Below are 16760 nucleotides of genomic sequence, written 5' to 3'. Positions count from 1 at the left end.
TCGCCGCCTTCCAGCGTCGAAGAGAGTGCGTGCCGTTATCTTCAACACGCAACCCAATCGCGGTGACCCACTCATGACCATTGCTCGTGTTCGAATCTCTTCGCCGTGACCCGAGTTTCGATCTTAATCTTGACGAGATCACAGTCACTTAGCTTGCTGTCGATCGGGCGATCAAACAACGCTCGGTCTCGCATGCGCGCCTCTCTATCAAGGAAGAAGCGAACTGCCAAAGTTGCCGCTGTTTGAGCGGTTCTTTACGTCAACCTTCCTGCCAGCGTTCCATACGAAGCGCCCAGTGCAGCAGAAGCATATTGTGCGATGCCCATTTGAGTTCTCCCGGCCACCCTGGGCCACTGGAAGAACGAGTCAGTTCGAGATTCGTGGCCGGGGACCGTTGACGAAATGACCAGTTTTACCTAAAAGAATTGGAAAGCAGACATATTGTCCGTCGATCTGATTGAGTGCCAGTCCAAAAGCAGGGGCCTGATTGTAAATTACCAGAGCTTCTACTGCCGGTTAGTTTGCCGATTTGTCAGAACAATCTGCTAACTTCGAAGACCAATACGCCATTCGATCCTTTCTGCTTTCTCAACAGACTTCGAACTCTGGAGATCCGCCAAGACGACATCTCGCACGTCTATGGGCAGATCTGCTGCCCGTGGATGCTTCCCTTCTCGACTTACGTGCATCAAGAGTTGCTCGCAGAGTGCCAACATCTCCCTTTCCGCATTGTACAATCTCATGAATAGATGCAAACGTTTGTGATCGGCATCGATCAAGGCCAGCTCTACCTGTAATATTTCGCCGGCATGACATTCTCTCAAATACGCGATACGACTATCGAGCGTGTAGAGAGTGGCATTGTTGGTCGCACGATAAACAGCGTCGATGCCAATTCGATCCATATAGGCGGTCGCCGCGTCGGAAAAGACGATTCCATAGGCATAGTCCCCCATATGGCCGTTGTAGTCTATCCAGTTTGGCGAAACGCTTGTGCTATAAATCGTTAATGCTTCGCTCATGCTCATTTCCTCCGCTCTAACCACCCGTAGAACTCGCCTATGATTCCCTTCCGGAAGAGGAGGACGCATGCCATGAAGATGACGCCGGTTACGATCGTGACGGGGAAGTCCGATGTTGCGAGATAGTTCTGGAGGGCGACGACGAAGGCGGCGCCGACGATGGGGCCGATGAGCGTGCCAATGCCGCCCAGAAGCGTCATCAGGATCACTTCGCCCGACATCTGCCAGCCGACATCGGTCAGCGTTGCAAACTGGAAGACGAGCGCCTTCAGGCCGCCGGCAAGGCCGGCAAGCGCTGCCGACATGACGAAGGCTGCAAGCTTGTAGCGGTTGACGGAATAGCCCAGCGAGATGGCGCGGTTTTCGTTTTCGCGCACCGATTTCAGGATCATGCCGAAGGGCGAGTTGATGATGCGCCAGATGACGAACACGCCCAGCACGAACACCGCCAGCACAAAATAATACATGGTCATCGGCTGGTTGAGGTCGATGATGCCGAAGAGATAGCCGCGCGGCACGCCCTGCAATCCGTCCTCGCCATGGGTGAAGGATGCTTGCAGGCAGAAGAAGAAGAACATCTGCGCCAGCGCCAGCGTGATCATCGTCGAATAGATGCCCTGACGGCGGATGGCGAGATAGCCGATGACGAGGCCAAGGGCTGCGGCGGCAAGGACGCCGAGCACGAGGCCAAGCTCCGGCGTGACGCCCCAGACCTTGACCGTATGGGCGGTGATATAGGCCGCGCCGCCGAAGAAGGCGGCATGGCCGAAGGACAAAATGCCGGTATAGCCCAGAAGAAGATTGAAGGCGGAGGCGAACAGCGCGAAGCACAGCATCTTCATCAGGAAGATCGGATACACCATGAAGGGTGCGGCCAGCAGCCCGACAAGGGCAATGCCGAGGATGACGGCCGAGAGGCTGTTGACGGCAGGCGCCTTGCTGTCGCGCGAGGCCGTATTTGCCTTGAGAGCGGTATCAGCCATGTCAGGCCTCCTTCCCGAACAGTCCGGCGGGGCGCACCAGAAGAACGATGGCCATGATGACGAAGATGACGATGCTGGAAGCTTCGGGATAGAAGACCTTGGTGAGACCTTCCGCCAGCCCCAGCACATAGCCGGTGATGATGGCGCCGAGGATCGATCCCATGCCGCCGACCACCACCACGGCAAAGACCACGATGATGATGTTGGAGCCCATCAGCGGGCTGACCTGATAGATCGGCGCGGCCATGATGCCCGCAAGTCCGGCAAGGGCGGCACCGAGCGCATAGGTGAAAGTCAGAAGCAGCGGCACATTGATGCCGAAGGCCTTCACCAGCGTCGGGTTTTCAGTCGCGGCGCGCAGATAGGCGCCGAGCTTGGTCTTTTCGATCAGGAGCCATGTGCCCAGGCAGACGATGAGCGAGGCGACGACCACCCAGGCGCGATAGTTCGGCAGGAACATGAAGCCCAGATTATGTCCGCCCGCAAGCGACGGCGGCACCGCATAGGGCTGGCCCGCCGCGCCATAATAATAGCGGAACGTGCCTTCGATCACGAGCGCCAGGCCGAAGGTGAAGAGCAGGCCATAGAGCGGGTCGAGATTATAGAGCCGCGACAGCGCCACGCGCTCCACGATCGCGCCGCCCAGCCCGACGATGAGCGGGGCGAGGATCAGCGCCGGCCAGTAGCCGATGCCGAGCCAGCTCAACAGCAGATAGCCGACAAAGGCGCCCAGCATATATTGCGCGCCATGGGCGAAGTTGATGATGCGCAGGAGGCCGAAGATGATGGCAAGGCCGAGGCTCAGCATCGCATAGAAGGAGCCGTTGATGAGGCCGACCAGCAACTGCCCGAGAAGTGCCTGCAAGGGTATTCCAAAAATCATTGTCATTCAGACCCCCAATGCATGCGTGAGTTCTGCCATGCGGGCGGGCAGTTCGGCGGTGGGGAAGTTGTCCGTCACCACGCCATGATCCATGAGGTAGAAGCGGTCGGCGACCTTGGCGGCAAAGCGGAAGTTCTGCTCGACCAGAAGCACGGTCATGCCGCGTTTCTTCAGTTCCACCAGCACATCGCCGATGCGCTGCACGATGACGGGCGCAAGCCCCTCGGTCGGCTCGTCGAGGAGCAGCACCTTGACGCCGGTGCGCAGGATGCGCGCAATCGCCAGCATCTGCTGCTCACCGCCCGACAGCTTGGTGCCGGGGCTGTTGCGGCGCTCATGCAGGTTGGGAAAGAGTTCGTAGATCTCATCGAGCGACATGGCGCTCTGGCCGTCCCTGGCGACGACCGGCGGCAAAAGCAGGTTTTCGTGCACGTTCAAGGTGGCGAAGATGCCGCGTTCTTCGGGAACAAAGCCCAGGCCCGCATAGGCGATGCGGTGCAACGGCACGCGCATGATGTCCTTGCCGTCGAGCGTGATGGTGCCGGTGCGCTTGCGGATGATGCCCATGATGGCGCGCAGCGTCGTCGTCTTGCCGACGCCGTTGCGGCCCAGAAGCGTGATCGTCTCGCCGGGCCAGATGTCGAGGTCGACGCCGTGCAGGGCATGGCTTTCGCCATACCAGGCATTGAGCCCGCGCACGGACAATAACGGTTGGCCTCTATTCATGTTCGGTTCCCATATAGGCGGTGCGCACGCGCTCGTCCTTCGAGACGGCGGCATAATTGCCGGAGGCAAGTATTTCGCCGCGTTGCAGCACCGTGACGTGGTGGGCAATGTCGGCCACCACCTTGAGATTGTGTTCGACCATCAGCACCGCGCGGTCCTTCGCCACATCGGCGATGAGGGCGGCGATGGTGTGGACGTCCTCATGGCCCATGCCGGCCATCGGCTCATCGAGCAGCAGCACCTTGGGATCGAGCGCCAGCGTGGTGGCGATCTCCAGCGCGCGCTTGCGGCCATAGGACAGGTCGGCGGCCAGCGCATGGCGGGCATCGGCAAGGCCGACGCGCTCCAGAAGCGAAATCGCCTGCGCGTCGAGCCGGTCGAGCGCCGACAACGGACGCCAGAACTGCGTGGCAAGCCCGTTGGGGCGCTGCAGCGCGACCTTGACGTTTTCCAGCACCGTCAGATGCGGAAAGGTTGCCGAAATCTGGAACGAGCGCACCAGCCCCATGCGCGCCACCCGGGCCGGATCGGCTCTGGTGATGGTTTCGCCCAGAAGCGTGATCTCGCCGCTCGATGGCTGCAGGAATTTGGTCAGGAGGTTGAAAACGGTCGTCTTGCCCGCGCCATTCGGCCCGATCAGCGCGTGGACGCGGGCATGTTCCACATCGAGATCGACGTTCCTCACCGCGTGAAAGCCGCCAAAGGACTTGCCCAGTCCGCGCGCCGACAAAACCGTCCGGCCGCCGGATGAGCCGCCATCGTCCGGCCCTGCTTCATGCAGGGCCGTCATATTGCCAGTTGCTGCGTTCATTCAACCAGCCTCTTTTACTGCTTCACAAGCGGGCAGCCGCTTTTATCGAGCGGACGGAACGCTTCATCACCCGGGATGGTGCGCAGAACCTTGTAATAGTCCCACGGGCCGTTGGATTCTTCCGGCGACTTAACCTGAACGAGATACATATCGTGGACCATGCGACCATCTTCGCGCAGTTTGGCGTTTCGGGCGAAGAAATCGTTAATGTCCATGGTGCGCATCTTGTCGAGCACAGCCTTGCCGCTGGTGGATTTTGCAGCTTCGGAAGCTTTGAGGTAATTCATGACAGACGAATAAACGCCAGCATGAACCATGGTCGGCATCTTGCCGTTCATTCGTTCCCCGAAGCGCTTCGACCAAGCACGGGTCTGGTCATCATAATCCCAGTAAAAGCCGGTAGTCAGTGTCAGGCCCTTTGCAGTTTCGAGACCGACGCTGTGCACGTCGGAGAGAAACAGCAGCATTCCTGCAATTTTCTGGCCACCTTGCGCTATCCCATATTCATTCGCCTGCTTAAGGGCGGTCATTGTATCGCCCGACGAGTTAGCAAGAGCAATAACGTCAGCGCCCGATGCTTGCGCCTGCAACAGGAACGAAGAGAAATCGGTGGTTTCGCGCGGATGACGCACAGAGCCCACGACTTCACCGCCGCTAGCCTTGACGGCTTCCGCAGTATCGCGCTCAAGCGCATGACCGAAGGTGTAGTCAACAGTAATGAAGTACCATTTCTTGCCCCCCTCCTGTGTCATGGCGCGTCCCGTTCCGTTGGCAAGCGCATAGGTGTCCCAGGTCCATTGCGCGGTCGTGGGTGAACAAGCTTTCCCCGTCAAATCCGAAGAGCCTGCGGTGGACGCCAGAAACGCCACATCCTTGTTGCGGGTGATTTCCTGCACGGCCATTGCGACCGAGGACGTGGGGACGTCGATAATTGCCTTGACGTTCTTCTCATCGATCCAGCTACGTGCCAGAGTGGACCCGATGTCAGGCTTATTCTGATGATCTCCAACGATGACTTCGATAGGCTCGCCATTCAACTTACCCCCGAAATCCTCCACAGCCATCTTAGCCGCGACGACCGACCCGTCGCCTGCAAGATCGAAATTCATGCCGGACATATCCGTCAACACGCCCAGTCTAACCGGTTCTGCCAAGGTCGGGCTTGCGAGCACCATGGTGGCAAAAGCACCCGAAAGCATCATTGATTTCATTTTCATGTTTTCCTCCTCCCAAATTATAAATGTGTCAGCCCGATTGGCTGCTACTTTCCGCAATCAGTCTCGCCAGATAAAACTGGTCGGCTTCGTAAGATGCGGCCCAGTTGGCGCGGTGTTCCTGATCAATGGCTCTTTTCGTCATCCGCAAGCCCATGGGCGGGCATTCAGCGATGGTCTGCGCGAAGCGCTTGGCGGTTTCGACCGCGCCACCGGCCGGTGAAAACTTGTCGCAAAGCCCCATATGAAGCGCGTCCTGCCCGCCAATTCGTTCATTGGCGAAAAGCGCACGCTTGGCGCGTGTCGGACCGATCAGCGATGAAAGTAACGGCAGTCCGCCCCAGCCTAGCGTCATGCCCAGACGAACTTCAGGAAACTGAAAGAAGGCCCCCTCAGCCATCACGCGGAAATCGGTTGCCAAAGCCAGAATGCCGCCGCCACCAATCGCCGGGCCTTCAACCGCTGCTATAGTGATCTGTGGCAGCAACCGCCACCGATCACACATGACGCCGCCAAGCGACATGGACGTATGGCGTGTGACAGCGCCCGCGTTGACGCGCCACAGATTCTCGTCCGTCAGGTCCACTCCACCGGAGAAACGACTTTCGGTTCCTGTTAGGATAACAACCTGGACACTGTCATCCGCTGATAATTCGTCCGCCGCCTGTATGAGCGCAGTTATCGATTCTTCATTGAGAGCATTGGCCTTACCGCCACGGTCATAGCGCGCCACCGCAATCGGTCCTTCACGCCTTATATCGACTATGGCCATTTCCACATTCCTCAGGTTTTCACTTTGACATACTACCGAGTATGTTGCATATTCCGAATAGGTTTGCAACAGGCCTGTTTTGGCGGTTTAGTTGCGGCCGAGTAGGAGGAATTCAGAACATGACGCCAGACCAGCGCGCGCTCGACCGCAGCCATTCCGTGTTGCGATATCTTCTCGATCGACATGCAGCGGAGCGCCCCGCAGCACCATTCGTGCATTTTTGGCCTTCGACCGAATGGGATTACAAAACGACCAGAGACCGCGTCCGTCAGCGGGCGGCGACGCTTCAATCACACGGCGTGAAACGTGGCCATCATGTGCTTTGTTTTATGGGTAACGGCCCGGATTTGCTCACTACCTGGTTCGCAATCAACTATATCGGGGCGGTCTATGTCCCCATAAACACTGCAGCACTCGGGCGCTCCCTGGAACATATCCTGGGCGATGCGGATGCCGCGCTGATGGTTGCCCATGCCGATCTGGTGGAGCGATTGCTGGACGTTGCCCCCGGCAAGCTGCGCAAAGTCCTGGTGGTCGAAGGCTCTGCAAGCTGCGCCATTGCTGGGGTGGAAATCCTGCCTTTGACTGACGTGGAAACCGTTAGCGAGAGCGAACTTGCCCTCGACACGCCGATTGAGCCGTGGGACACGCTTGCCATCATGTATACGTCGGGCACGACCGGCAATGCCAAGGGCGTCGTGACCTCTTATGTGCAACTTTACACGATGGGTCCCGACGCCTTCGAGTGCGTGGATGAAACGGACCGTTGTATGATTTGTGGTCCGATCTTCCATTGCGGCTCCACGCTCTATGTCTATGCGATGCTGGCGCGCGGGCTGTCGATTGGCATGATGCGCGAGTTCAAAACGCAGCATTTCTGGCAGGCGGTGCGGGAAACGAACTCGACCTATTGCCTGTTGCTAGGCGTCATGGCGAGTTTCCTTCTGAAACAGCCGGTTTCACCGGATGATCGCAACCACCCGCTGCGACGCGCCTTCATTACCCCATTTGGCGAGGATGGCCCCTTATTTGCGGCAAGATTTGGCGTCGAGGCCTGGACTATCTACAACATGACCGAAATCGCTAGCCCACTCGTTGCCGGACCCGGGATTTCGCAAAAGGGAATCGCGGGAACACCGCGCCCCTGGTATCAGCTGCGCATCGTTGACGAGAACGATATCGAGCTGCCCGATGGCACAGCCGGTGAGTTGGTCATTCGTTCCGACCGCCCCTGGGCCTTGATGAAAGGTTACTACAACAATCCGAAAGCTACCGTCGAAGCCATGCGCAACGGCTGGTTTCACACAGGCGATAGCTTTCGCAAGGACGAAAATGGCGTCTATTTCTTCGTTGATCGTCTGAAAGACATCATCCGACGGCGGGGCGAAAATATCTCTTCCTTCGCTTTGGAAGCCGAAGTGCTTTTCCACGACAGCGTCAAAGAGTGCGCGGCTATCGCGGTGCCAAGCGAATTGAGCGAGGATGAAGTTCTTATCGCCGTAACCCCTGTCGAAGGCCACCAAATCAATGCTGGAGAACTGCTGGAGTTTCTAACAGGCCGCCTGCCCCGCTTTATGGTGCCTCGCTATGTACGAATTCTGGATTCTTTGCCGAAGACGTCAAGCGGTAAAATCCAGAAACATATCCTACGCAGCCAAGGCATTACCGGAGATACAATCGATCGCGATTTCAACGCCAAGCGCGCAAGCTGATCTCTCAAAATCGACAGACCTGAAACAAACTTCGTCATCAACACCACGCCATCTATCGTGCAACAAACCGGCGGGCTGGCGAAAATGGTTGATATTACAGAGCGTTTGCTGGGCAAGAGCGTCGTTATCGTCACCGACAAGGGAGCGCAAGCTCGGATCACTGAGCCGGCCAGAGGCGGATGCCCTGTCGATTTATAAAGCCGCATATTGATCGCAACGCAGGCAATCTTATAAAAAAAGGCCGGTTTTCACCGGCCTTTTTCGTTTCCATCAACAAATTTCAAACAGGCCCGCAGCACCCATGCCACCGCCGACGCACATGGTTACCACCACATAGCGTCCATTGCGCCGTTTGCCTTCGATGAGGGCGTGCCCGGTCATTCGCGCGCCCGACATTCCATAGGGATGGCCAATCGAAATAGCGCCGCCACTCACGTTCAGCTTTTCATTATCGATGCCAAGCTTGTCGCGGCAATAAAGCACCTGCGCCGCAAAGGCTTCGTTCAATTCCCACAGATCGATATCATCGACCGTCAGGCCATGCTGTTTGAGCAGTTTCGGCACGGCATAAACAGGGCCGATACCCATCTCGTCCGGTTCACATCCGGCTACAGCCATTCCGCGATAGATACCGAGCGGCGAAAGCCCCCGTTTTTCAGCCTCCTTCGCTTCCATCAGCACCGATGCCGAGGCGCCGTCCGATAATTGCGAGGCGTTGCCAGCAGTGATAAAGTGACCCTGTGCTATCGTCTGACCATCGGAAAAGACAGGCTTCAATCCGCGCAAGCCTTCCAGAGTCGTTTCGGAACGATTGCCTTCGTCCATAGCCAGCTCAACGTTTTTCGCGGAGACTTCTCCGGTGGTCTTGTCCTTGACCAGCATGGTGGAGCGGATCGGGACGATCTCGGCGTTAAGGCGACCTGCGACCTGCGCGGCGGCAGTGCGCTGCTGCGATTGCAACGCATATTCGTCCTGCGCCTCACGCGATATGCCATAACGCGCCGAAACGATCTCCGCTGTTTCGATCATGCTCATATAGGTGGCGGGCAGATGCTCCGTCAGCCACGGATCGCGCCAGCGATAGACGTTCATATGCTCGTTTTGCACCAGCGATATCTGCTCCACGCCACCGCCAATGGCAATCGTCATACCATCGGCGGTAATCTGCTTGGCCGCTGTGGCAATAGCCATCAGGCCGGACGCGCATTGGCGATCCATAGACTGGCCCGGAACGGAAACCGGAAGGCCAGCCCGCAACAAGGATGTACGGGCGATATTCATGTGGGTCGAGCCTTGCTGAAGTGCCGCACCAAGGACGACATCCTCCACTTCCGCGCTATCAATACCGGCGCGCTCCACTGCAGCGGCAATCGCGTGGCCTGCTAGGGTTGGCGCGGTCGTATCGTTGAAGGCTCCGCGATAGGCTTTGCCAATCGGCGTGCGTGCAGTTGATACGATTACAGCTTCTCTCATCAGATCTCCTCCGCTGACGCGGGCACGTAAAGCCTTTCGGCCAATTGTCTCAGCTCCGGGGTCAGCGCAACCGGGCGTCGCGTGTCTCGGTTGACATAGACATGCACATATTCGCTTTTAGCTGCGGCCAGCTCTTCGCCATCCTTGAAAATGCCAAATCCCCACAGCAGACTGGTATTGCCGATATGCTCGACACGAACCCCAACAGCGACATTGTCCGGGTAGGAAATCTCGGCGAAATAATTCGTCGAATTGCGCGCAACGATACCAATGGGCGTGGAGCCAAGCAGATCCAGTGCACCCGCCGCAATAAGCGATCGGTTCAGTGCGGCATCGCAATACTGCATATAGACGACGTTGTTGACATGGCCATAAATGTCCATGTCGCTCCAACGCGTCTGCATCTGATAAAACTCCCGATAGGCTGACCGTGGTTCAGCCTTGGGGCGGGGTTTTGAGGCCGTCATTCGATGACCTCATGTGCGCGGGAGGTCGCGATAATGCGATCAACATGCGCCAAACCGGCATCGGTCTCGATAAAGTTGGATATGTCGCCGATCTTTTTGAAAGCAGCAGCAACGGCTTCTGGCGTCCGCTCACTTTTCGGCAGATAAACGCCTTCACTTTCCACAATCGCCATACGGGCTACAGTGCCCGCGCCTGCCAGAAGCATGGTGCGGCTTGGCGCCTGATCGCTGACAAGGAAGAGAGCCGCAGGAACCACATTTTCGGGTGCGAGACGCACCAGCATTTCCTCGTCCAGCACATCGCCTGTCATACGGGTTGCCGCTGTCGGGGCAATCGCATTGACATGAATGTCATATCTATCACCCTCAAAATGCAACACATTCATCAGACCGACGAGCCCCGCCTTCGCCGCACCATAATTGGACTGGCCGAAATTGCCATAGACGCCCGACGTGGACGTCGTCATCAGGATGCGGCCAAAGTTTTGGCCTTTCATAATGTCCCAGACGGCACGGCTGGCGTTGGCCGAGCCAATAAGATGCACATCCACCACCGCGCGAAAATCAGCCATTTCCATTTTCGCGAAGCTCTTGTCACGCAAGATCCCGGCATTGTTGATGAGAATATCGATGCGACCGAATTCTTCGACTGTGCGCTTTGCCAGCGCCTGCATATCTTCCAACTTCGTGACATTGCCCGCATCAGCAATGGCGACGCCGCCCCTGGCGCGTATCTCCGCAACGACCTTTTCCGCCGCTTCAGAGGTGCCGCCGGTGCCATCACGGCTGCCGCCAAAATCGTTCACGACGACTTTTGCGCCGCGCCCTGCAAGCTCAAGGGCATAAGCACGCCCAAGTCCACCGCCTGCACCCGTTACGATTGCAACACGATTCTCGAAAGAAATAGCCATGTGGTCCTCAACCTACTGTCAGTATGAGCCAGTCAGCGGCGAGTGCTGGCTTGGTTTCGTCTTTGATTTCAATAGTCGCTGCAAGGGACTGGAGCTGACCATTACCCTTTGGTTGAACCGATTTGGAGCTGAACACACCTCGAATGGAAGCTCCCACCTTTACTGGTGAAAGGAAGCGAACCTTGTCGAAACCATAGTTGACTTCAATCGTGCCACTTGCAACCTCCGGCAATACCTGGCGACTGAGCTTGGTCAACAGACCAAGCAGGAGAAAACCGTGGGCGATAGTTCCGCCGAAAATACTTTCCGCCGCTGCGCGTGCCGGGTCGGTATGAATGAATTGATGATCGTCAATCACATCTGCAAACCGATCCACAAGCTGCTGATCGATCTTGATCCAGTCCGAATAAAGGGGCTGGCTTTGTGCGTCTGCTGGGCGTGCACACGCAACAGAATTAGGGCTAGTTTCCAAATTACATCCTCCAAGCGTCGAGAAATGGACAGTAGCCCATTACTTAACAACATACTGAGTAGTATGCACTTGAACGTAGCTCTGTCTAGTGGCATTCTGACATCGAAATTTGCTAAGCTGCCGCTTACCTATGCATAAATCGGAGAAGCAGATGGCTGAAAGCCGCCGTAATAACCGAACGGACAGTACCGGGAATGTCGTAATCCTGGAAACCGCCGCTCAGTGCTTCATGGAGCAAGGCTTCGCCACAACAAGCATTGATGATGTGGCGCGCAGGATGGGTTCGACCAAAGGGCGCATTTATCACTACTACTCGTCGAAGACGGATTTGTTTTTCGACGTGCATCGCGAAGGTATGGATCGGCTGTTCAAGGCTGTCGAACCGGTCATGACGATGAACAGCTCGGGCCTGCACCGACTTGAGGAGATGCTCATGGCGCATGCGCTCGCCATGATGACCAACGTCGCTTTCGAAGCCGTCGTGGTGCAAGGCGTCCATATGCACAAGCTAGCAGCAACCACGCCAGATCAGCGCCGCACACTGAACGAACTTATTTCCATCCGGCGCCGTTTCGAAGGTTTATTCAAGCAGGCTATTCGCGATGGAATAGAGGACGGCAGCATTCGGCAAGTTGATATATCAATAGCTGCCAAGGCGGTGCTCGGCGCGATCAACTGGTTGTCCATTTGGTATCAACCGAGAAGCGCAGAAACCGAAAACGACAAAATCACCTTAGCTAAGGAGATCGTGGGAATTCAGATAAATGGGCTTCGTTTATCCAACTAAGCATACGCTAGCAAACAATTGTAACATCCGAGATTGTACCTTGCCGTGTCCGAAACCATTGTCGGCAAAGCGAGGCCGAAGTGTACGCATTTATCGCGTTGATTAGTCGGAGTTACGCCGAGTAGAAATTGGCCCAACGATCGAGGCGAGGGTGAGTCCTGGGCTCGCGGTGCGTTAGGTGGCGTGAGGAGAACTCTAATCATAAAAAGAACGAATCGAGCCAAGTTGCCTGTCAAGGACCGCGGCAGGTCCAACAACATCGCAGATATTCTGGTAAAGGAAACGAGCGGGATTGACGTTCGTTTCTTCGGTAACGCTGATGTCTTGGAACTCCCGACGCTTGTAAGAACGCCGCACAGGTCAAGGCGCAGAGAGGTGAATACGGACTGGCCGAGAATGTCGATAAGGTCATTCTCTATGGCTCGATCATGGCCAGCGGCTGCAGAAGAACGCACCCTGGCGTAACAAGAAAAAGCGCTAAAGAAGCCCGAATAAATGAATGGCCCGGATATCCGGGCCCTTCATTTATGTCGATCAGAAACGAAATGTCTTCACTTCGTTTCCGCGCTCGATATTTCGGTTTTCGTGATGACGGACAGCCTCTGCATTTTCAATTTCGTCTTCCTGCAGATGTTTCAGGACCATTTCCAGACGTTCCAGCGCCGTTGCCTTGTTTCTATGCTGAGATCGCTCATTGCGCGCGATCAGTTGGATGCCCGTTGGAATATGAACAACACGTACGGCACTGTCGCTTGTGTTCTGGTGCTGACCGCCTGGACCACCAGCACGCAAAGTTTCGAAGCGAACATCATTTGGCTGAATGACAATGTCATTAATTGCTGGCCGCGCGATCCTGCTCACCGAAATAAACCAGTGCTGCCGCTTATGCTGCGGTCGAACTGGGCTTTTGAAAACCAACAGATAGCGAGTCAGCCATAAGATCATTCATTGCCGTAGACAGGGGGGGAGATGTCAGACCTTACCGTAGAAACGGCGGCGATCGACTGGGTGGATGTTACTTGCTGAGTGTTGCGGCCATCGGCAGTGATCGGCGAAACTGGCAGGCCGGGCGGGATTCGAACTTTTAGGGCGCGCTCGACTGACGCTCCGCCATTCCGCAGTATATGTCAGCTTTCGGGGACTCTTGGGGCGCACGGGCGTAGACTGCCGGAGGAAGCCGGCGGCTATAAGGTGGGCGTTCTTGTGCAGAGCAATTTCGGCAAGCGGCGGACCGATACCCGGCTCCTGCTTTATCAATTGAAGCGTCTTGCGCGGCCCGTGCCGATCGGTATCGGCCGCGTGGGTGGCTTTGGTGGCAATGGCAGCGGCGATATCTTCATTGCCTTTTCCACCGCCAACGAAGGGGCTTCAGCCGCGAGAAGAATGCGACAGCCAAAGTCGTTTCCAACGACGAGAGGGACCCGTTGATCCATGCGACGGCGCTCGCGTGGTCAATGCCGTGGTGGCGGCGGGAACCGCGACGACAACCTGTCCTTCGCGATCACACATGGCCATCAGCGGGGGAACCTCAGGAAATACAACCGCCGCAACCAATAGCTTGGATTGCGCGCGCTCAGTCTGCGTTCTTCGGTCGGTGCGGCTTGCCGGGCACCTGTTGACGCAGACTGTTGACGAGATAGCCTCGCCTCCCATTTACTCCAGATAAAGGCCGTTCGCTTCGTCTCGTCGCTCTGGCGTTGGACGACCGGTTGGTGAGCAGGAGTATCCATGGCCAGTCCCGACACTGTACCTTCCGAGCCAGCCGCGAGCGGCTCGCTCGCGATCGGCGACGTGACAATCATCGATAATGCCAAGCTGAAAAAAGCCATCACGGCGGCCGCGCTCGGGAACGCCATGGAATGGTTCGATTTCGGTGTCTATGGCTTCGTGGCCTATGCGCTCGGACAGGTCTTTTTTCCCGACGCTTCGCCCGGCCTTCAGATGATTGCTGCGCTCGGCACGTTCTCGGTGCCCTTCCTGGTGCGTCCGTTGGGTGGAGTGTTTTTCGGCGTGATGGGCGACCGATTTGGTCGTCAGAAAGTGCTGTCGCTTACCATCGTTATCATGGCCGTCAGCACGCTTTGCATTGGACTCATTCCGTCTTACGCGCAGATCGGGATCTGGGCGCCGATTCTGCTTTTATTGTGCAAGCTGGCGCAGGGTTTTTCAGTCGGCGGCGAATATACCGGTGCCGCCATTTATGTCGCTGAATATGCGCCCGACCGTCGACGGGGGTTTTTGGGAAGCTGGCTTGATTTCGGCTCCATAGCGGGCTTTGTGCTTGGCGCGGGGGTGGTGGTGCTGATTTCGACTATTCTCGGCGAAGAACGTCTTCTGGAATGGGGCTGGCGCCTTCCATTTTTCCTTGCGGCCCCGCTTGGCTTAGTGGGGCTTTATCTGCGCCGCGCGGCGGAGGAAACGCCGGCGTTCCAAGAACAGCTGGAAAAGATGGAGCAGGAGGACAGAGATGCAGTCCAGAATCCACCGCGTATCTCCATCCGGGTCATTCTGCGCAAATTTTGGCACGCGTTCGTCGTGTGCATTGGCATCGTGCTGGTAACCAATGTCACCTATTACATGCTGCTTACATATATGCCGAGCTATCTGTCCCACAACCTGAATTATTCCGAGGACCACGGCGTGCTCATCATCATTGTGGTGATGATCGGTATGTTGTTCGTGCAGCCGGTCGTGGGTTTTGCGAGCGACCGCTTGGGACGTAGGCCGTTCATCATGGCGGGCAGCATCGGGCTGTTCGTTATGGCATTGCCCGCCTTCAGGCTCATCATCAGCGGCAATATCGGTTTCATTTTCCTGGGTCTGCTGCTTCTGGCGGTGCTGCTTAATTTCCTTACCGGTGTGATGGCATCCACCCTGCCGGCCATGTTTCCGACACGCATCCGCTACAGCGCTCTTGCAAGTGCTTTCAACGTATCGATCATCGTGGCGGGCCTTACTCCCACGCTTGCCGCCTGGCTGGTCGAAAGCACCGACAACCTGATGATGCCGGCCTACTATCTGATGGCCGTGGCTGTGGTGGGGTTTGTAACGGCACTCATCATGAAGGAAACAGCTAACCGCCCGCTGCGTGGCGATACGCCCAACGCTTCCAGCCATGCGGAGGCGAAGGAACTGCTGCAGGACGCTTATGACCATATCGAGCAACGCGTCGAGGATATCGACGCCGAGATCAAAGCGGTCCGTGCCCAGCTCGCGGAGCTGGAGGCGCGGCGCCGCGACCTGGTGAACCAGCATCCTGAACTGGAGTAAAAGCAACGGTGCCTTTCGTCAAGCGACCCATCGGCTTTCGGGAATGGCGGCACCGGTCGCATAGCGGAGATCGAGGCCGTACCATCTCACGCGGCTGCAGGAAGACTCACTGCGGGCGGTTAGACTCGCCATCGCAAGCGCAGCGCAGGCCTCGGGAGGATCATCGGCGACAGCGGGATCCCTCGTCCACGAGTATTAGTTTCCGCCCCACAGTTGCATGAGTTCCAACCCTCTCCCGGAAATGCGTTAAGCCTATGGCAACGGATGAGGCCCAATAATCAGTCACACCACTGCATCCTATGCTTCAATATCCTCGCCTGCGGTCGATCTCTCCAATAAGCGCTTCGTCTCTATGCAGCCGCTTGAGGTTTTCAACCAGTACGTCTGCCGCGCCTTGGCTGTCAGTCATGCAAGCGATATGCGGGGTAACGATCACCTTTGGATGAGACCAGAGTGGATGTCCGGAGGGGAGCGGTTCCGGTGCTGTTACATCAATGAAGGCGGAGGAAAGCTGGCCGCTATCGAGCGCTGCAAGAAGCGCGTCGTAATCCGTCTGCGGCCCGCGACCGACCAGAACTACGCTTGCCCCTGTGGGCAAGCAGGCCAAAAATTGGGCATTGATCAAGCCTTCCGTCTCTGCCGTGAGCGGTAGCAGACAGACCAGAATGTCTGTTTGCGCAACGAATGTCCTAAACCCTTCTGCCCCGGAGAAACAACGTACGCCCTCGACATTCTTCTCGCTTCGGCTCCAGCCGGACAGAGGGAAGCCGAAAGGCTTGAGGGCCGACAACGCAGCCTGCCCCAGATATCCAAGCCCCATTACACCTACCCGACGGCAGCGGGCGCTTGGCTGGGGCAACGTCTGCCAGATCTCCCTACGACTGTGTTCCAGATAAGCGGGCAATTGTCGGAATAGAGCCAGCACGGCGAGTGTCACGTATTCCTGCATCATACGGGCAAGACCCGGCTCGGTCATGCGGACGATGCGGATATGAGCAGGGATCTCCGCCTGGAGAAATTGCTCTACACCCGCCCCGCTTGAGAAAATAATCTCAAGCGCAGGGAACCGATCCTGCAGCCTGTCAGGAACCTGCCAGCATAGCAAATGACGCACCCTTGCCGAAGCATCGGCATCCAACTCCCCTGAGAGGAACTCCACTTCCGGCAATTCGCGCGCAAATACCCCGCGGATTACTCCGGCGCGGGCCGGATCGAGGGAACAATAGAAAGCCATAACGCCTCCCCTTGCGCGACACG

Annotated in this window: 17 protein-coding genes; 4 read left to right on the top strand and 13 right to left on the bottom strand. The window is 57.0% G+C overall.

Annotated features, from left to right (window positions below; all coding sequences use genetic code 11):
• Positions 1-545: 545 nt before the first annotated feature.
• The 7 genes from OINT_RS21430 to OINT_RS21400 are packed head-to-tail and all read right to left on the bottom strand — an operon-like array spanning position 546 to position 6411.
• A complete protein-coding gene (locus OINT_RS21430; protein ID WP_022569828.1) occupies positions 546-1022 on the bottom strand; it encodes a thioesterase family protein in 477 nt (158 codons plus the stop codon).
• Positions 1023-1024: 2 nt separating this feature from the next.
• Positions 1025-2005, bottom strand: a complete 981-nt coding sequence (locus OINT_RS21425; protein WP_006470030.1) for a branched-chain amino acid ABC transporter permease — start codon at positions 2003-2005, stop codon at positions 1025-1027.
• Between the two features lies 1 nt (position 2006).
• Positions 2007-2894 (bottom strand): branched-chain amino acid ABC transporter permease, encoded by an 888-nt coding sequence (locus tag OINT_RS21420; protein WP_006467529.1) that lies wholly within the window; start codon positions 2892-2894, stop codon positions 2007-2009.
• Positions 2895-3614, bottom strand: coding sequence for an ABC transporter ATP-binding protein (locus OINT_RS21415; RefSeq protein ID WP_006467528.1), 720 nt, complete (start codon positions 3612-3614; stop codon positions 2895-2897). It abuts the gene before it with no gap.
• Positions 3607-4425, bottom strand: coding sequence for an ABC transporter ATP-binding protein (locus OINT_RS21410; protein WP_006470028.1), 819 nt, complete (start codon positions 4423-4425; stop codon positions 3607-3609). The genes OINT_RS21415 and OINT_RS21410 overlap by 8 nt, the downstream gene beginning before the upstream one ends.
• Positions 4426-4439: 14 nt before the next feature.
• Positions 4440-5642 carry an ABC transporter substrate-binding protein gene (locus OINT_RS21405; RefSeq protein ID WP_006473178.1) on the bottom strand — a complete coding sequence of 401 codons (1203 nt, stop codon included), beginning with the start codon at positions 5640-5642 and terminating at the stop codon, positions 4440-4442.
• A gap of 28 nt (positions 5643-5670) precedes the next feature.
• Positions 5671-6411 carry an enoyl-CoA hydratase/isomerase family protein gene (locus OINT_RS21400; RefSeq protein ID WP_006473179.1) on the bottom strand — a complete coding sequence of 247 codons (741 nt, stop codon included), beginning with the start codon at positions 6409-6411 and terminating at the stop codon, positions 5671-5673.
• 119 nt (positions 6412-6530) lie between these two features.
• On the opposite strand from OINT_RS21400, the gene OINT_RS21395 reads away from it, so the two are divergent.
• Positions 6531-8123, top strand: coding sequence for an AMP-binding protein (locus OINT_RS21395; RefSeq protein ID WP_006473180.1), 1593 nt, complete (start codon positions 6531-6533; stop codon positions 8121-8123).
• A gap of 270 nt (positions 8124-8393) precedes the next feature.
• Here the strand turns inward: OINT_RS21395 and OINT_RS21390 are convergent, their stop codons facing one another.
• Genes OINT_RS21390 through OINT_RS21375 form a run of 4 tightly spaced genes read right to left on the bottom strand, consistent with a single transcriptional unit; the run spans position 8394 to position 11446 of the window.
• Positions 8394-9596 (bottom strand): acetyl-CoA C-acyltransferase, encoded by a 1203-nt coding sequence (locus OINT_RS21390; RefSeq protein WP_006470026.1) that lies wholly within the window; start codon positions 9594-9596, stop codon positions 8394-8396.
• A complete protein-coding gene (locus OINT_RS21385) occupies positions 9596-10000 on the bottom strand; it encodes an acyl-CoA thioesterase (RefSeq protein ID WP_006473181.1) in 405 nt (134 codons plus the stop codon). Before OINT_RS21385 ends, OINT_RS21390 begins: the two co-directional genes overlap by 1 nt.
• Positions 10001-10059: 59 nt before the next feature.
• On the bottom strand, positions 10060-10974 hold the full coding sequence (locus OINT_RS21380) for an SDR family NAD(P)-dependent oxidoreductase (protein WP_006470024.1): 915 nt from the start codon (positions 10972-10974) through the stop codon (positions 10060-10062).
• Between the two features lie 7 nt (positions 10975-10981).
• Positions 10982-11446 carry a MaoC family dehydratase gene (locus OINT_RS21375; RefSeq protein ID WP_006470023.1) on the bottom strand — a complete coding sequence of 155 codons (465 nt, stop codon included), beginning with the start codon at positions 11444-11446 and terminating at the stop codon, positions 10982-10984.
• A 151-nt stretch (positions 11447-11597) separates the two neighbouring features.
• Between OINT_RS21375 and OINT_RS21370 the strand changes: the two genes are divergently transcribed.
• Positions 11598-12233 (top strand): TetR/AcrR family transcriptional regulator, encoded by a 636-nt coding sequence (locus OINT_RS21370; RefSeq protein ID WP_006473182.1) that lies wholly within the window; start codon positions 11598-11600, stop codon positions 12231-12233.
• A 534-nt stretch (positions 12234-12767) separates the two neighbouring features.
• Here OINT_RS21370 and OINT_RS21365 read toward each other — a convergent pair.
• Positions 12768-13178: a peptide chain release factor-like protein gene (locus OINT_RS21365; protein ID WP_006470021.1), complete on the bottom strand. Its 411-nt coding sequence runs from the start codon at positions 13176-13178 to the stop codon at positions 12768-12770.
• Positions 13179-13424: 246 nt separating this feature from the next.
• Between OINT_RS21365 and OINT_RS24255 the strand changes: the two genes are divergently transcribed.
• Together OINT_RS24255 and proP are read left to right on the top strand one after the other, a co-directional pair.
• Positions 13425-13661, top strand: a complete 237-nt coding sequence (locus OINT_RS24255; protein ID WP_006473183.1) for a P1 family peptidase — start codon at positions 13425-13427, stop codon at positions 13659-13661.
• A gap of 300 nt (positions 13662-13961) precedes the next feature.
• The gene (gene proP, locus OINT_RS21355) at positions 13962-15503 is read left to right on the top strand and encodes a glycine betaine/L-proline transporter ProP (RefSeq protein ID WP_006470019.1); all 1542 of its coding nucleotides are present in this window, start codon (positions 13962-13964) and stop codon (positions 15501-15503) included.
• A gap of 304 nt (positions 15504-15807) precedes the next feature.
• On the opposite strand, the gene OINT_RS21350 is transcribed toward proP, so the two are convergent.
• Entirely contained in the window at positions 15808-16737 is a 930-nt protein-coding gene (locus OINT_RS21350; protein ID WP_006470018.1) for a 2-hydroxyacid dehydrogenase, read from the bottom strand.
• Positions 16738-16760: the final 23 nt, after the last annotated feature.

Source organism: Brucella intermedia LMG 3301, from assembly GCF_000182645.1.
GTDB classification, from domain to species: domain Bacteria; phylum Pseudomonadota; class Alphaproteobacteria; order Rhizobiales; family Rhizobiaceae; genus Brucella; species Brucella intermedia.
The sequence above is the reverse complement of the archived record's forward strand: the minus strand, read 5'-3'. Positions and strand labels throughout refer to the sequence as shown.

What these genes read in the sequence shown, in the direction of transcription:
- OINT_RS21430 (WP_022569828.1), bottom strand. Translation starts at nt 1,022, where the DNA reads ATGAGCGAAGCATTAACGATTTATAGCACAAGCGTTTCGCCAAACTGG.
- OINT_RS21425 (WP_006470030.1), bottom strand. Translation starts at nt 2,005, where the DNA reads ATGGCTGATACCGCTCTCAAGGCAAATACGGCCTCGCGCGACAGCAAG.
- OINT_RS21420 (WP_006467529.1), bottom strand. Translation starts at nt 2,894, where the DNA reads ATGACAATGATTTTTGGAATACCCTTGCAGGCACTTCTCGGGCAGTTG.
- OINT_RS21415 (WP_006467528.1), bottom strand. Translation starts at nt 3,614, where the DNA reads ATGAATAGAGGCCAACCGTTATTGTCCGTGCGCGGGCTCAATGCCTGG.
- OINT_RS21410 (WP_006470028.1), bottom strand. Translation starts at nt 4,425, where the DNA reads ATGAACGCAGCAACTGGCAATATGACGGCCCTGCATGAAGCAGGGCCG.
- OINT_RS21405 (WP_006473178.1), bottom strand. Translation starts at nt 5,642, where the DNA reads ATGAAAATGAAATCAATGATGCTTTCGGGTGCTTTTGCCACCATGGTG.
- OINT_RS21400 (WP_006473179.1), bottom strand. Translation starts at nt 6,411, where the DNA reads ATGGCCATAGTCGATATAAGGCGTGAAGGACCGATTGCGGTGGCGCGC.
- OINT_RS21395 (WP_006473180.1), top strand. Translation starts at nt 6,531, where the DNA reads ATGACGCCAGACCAGCGCGCGCTCGACCGCAGCCATTCCGTGTTGCGA.
- OINT_RS21390 (WP_006470026.1), bottom strand. Translation starts at nt 9,596, where the DNA reads ATGAGAGAAGCTGTAATCGTATCAACTGCACGCACGCCGATTGGCAAA.
- OINT_RS21385 (WP_006473181.1), bottom strand. Translation starts at nt 10,000, where the DNA reads ATGCAGACGCGTTGGAGCGACATGGACATTTATGGCCATGTCAACAAC.
- OINT_RS21380 (WP_006470024.1), bottom strand. Translation starts at nt 10,974, where the DNA reads ATGGCTATTTCTTTCGAGAATCGTGTTGCAATCGTAACGGGTGCAGGC.
- OINT_RS21370 (WP_006473182.1), top strand. Translation starts at nt 11,598, where the DNA reads ATGGCTGAAAGCCGCCGTAATAACCGAACGGACAGTACCGGGAATGTC.
- OINT_RS21365 (WP_006470021.1), bottom strand. Translation starts at nt 13,178, where the DNA reads ATGATCTTATGGCTGACTCGCTATCTGTTGGTTTTCAAAAGCCCAGTT.
- proP (WP_006470019.1), top strand. Translation starts at nt 13,962, where the DNA reads ATGGCCAGTCCCGACACTGTACCTTCCGAGCCAGCCGCGAGCGGCTCG.
- OINT_RS21350 (WP_006470018.1), bottom strand. Translation starts at nt 16,737, where the DNA reads ATGGCTTTCTATTGTTCCCTCGATCCGGCCCGCGCCGGAGTAATCCGC.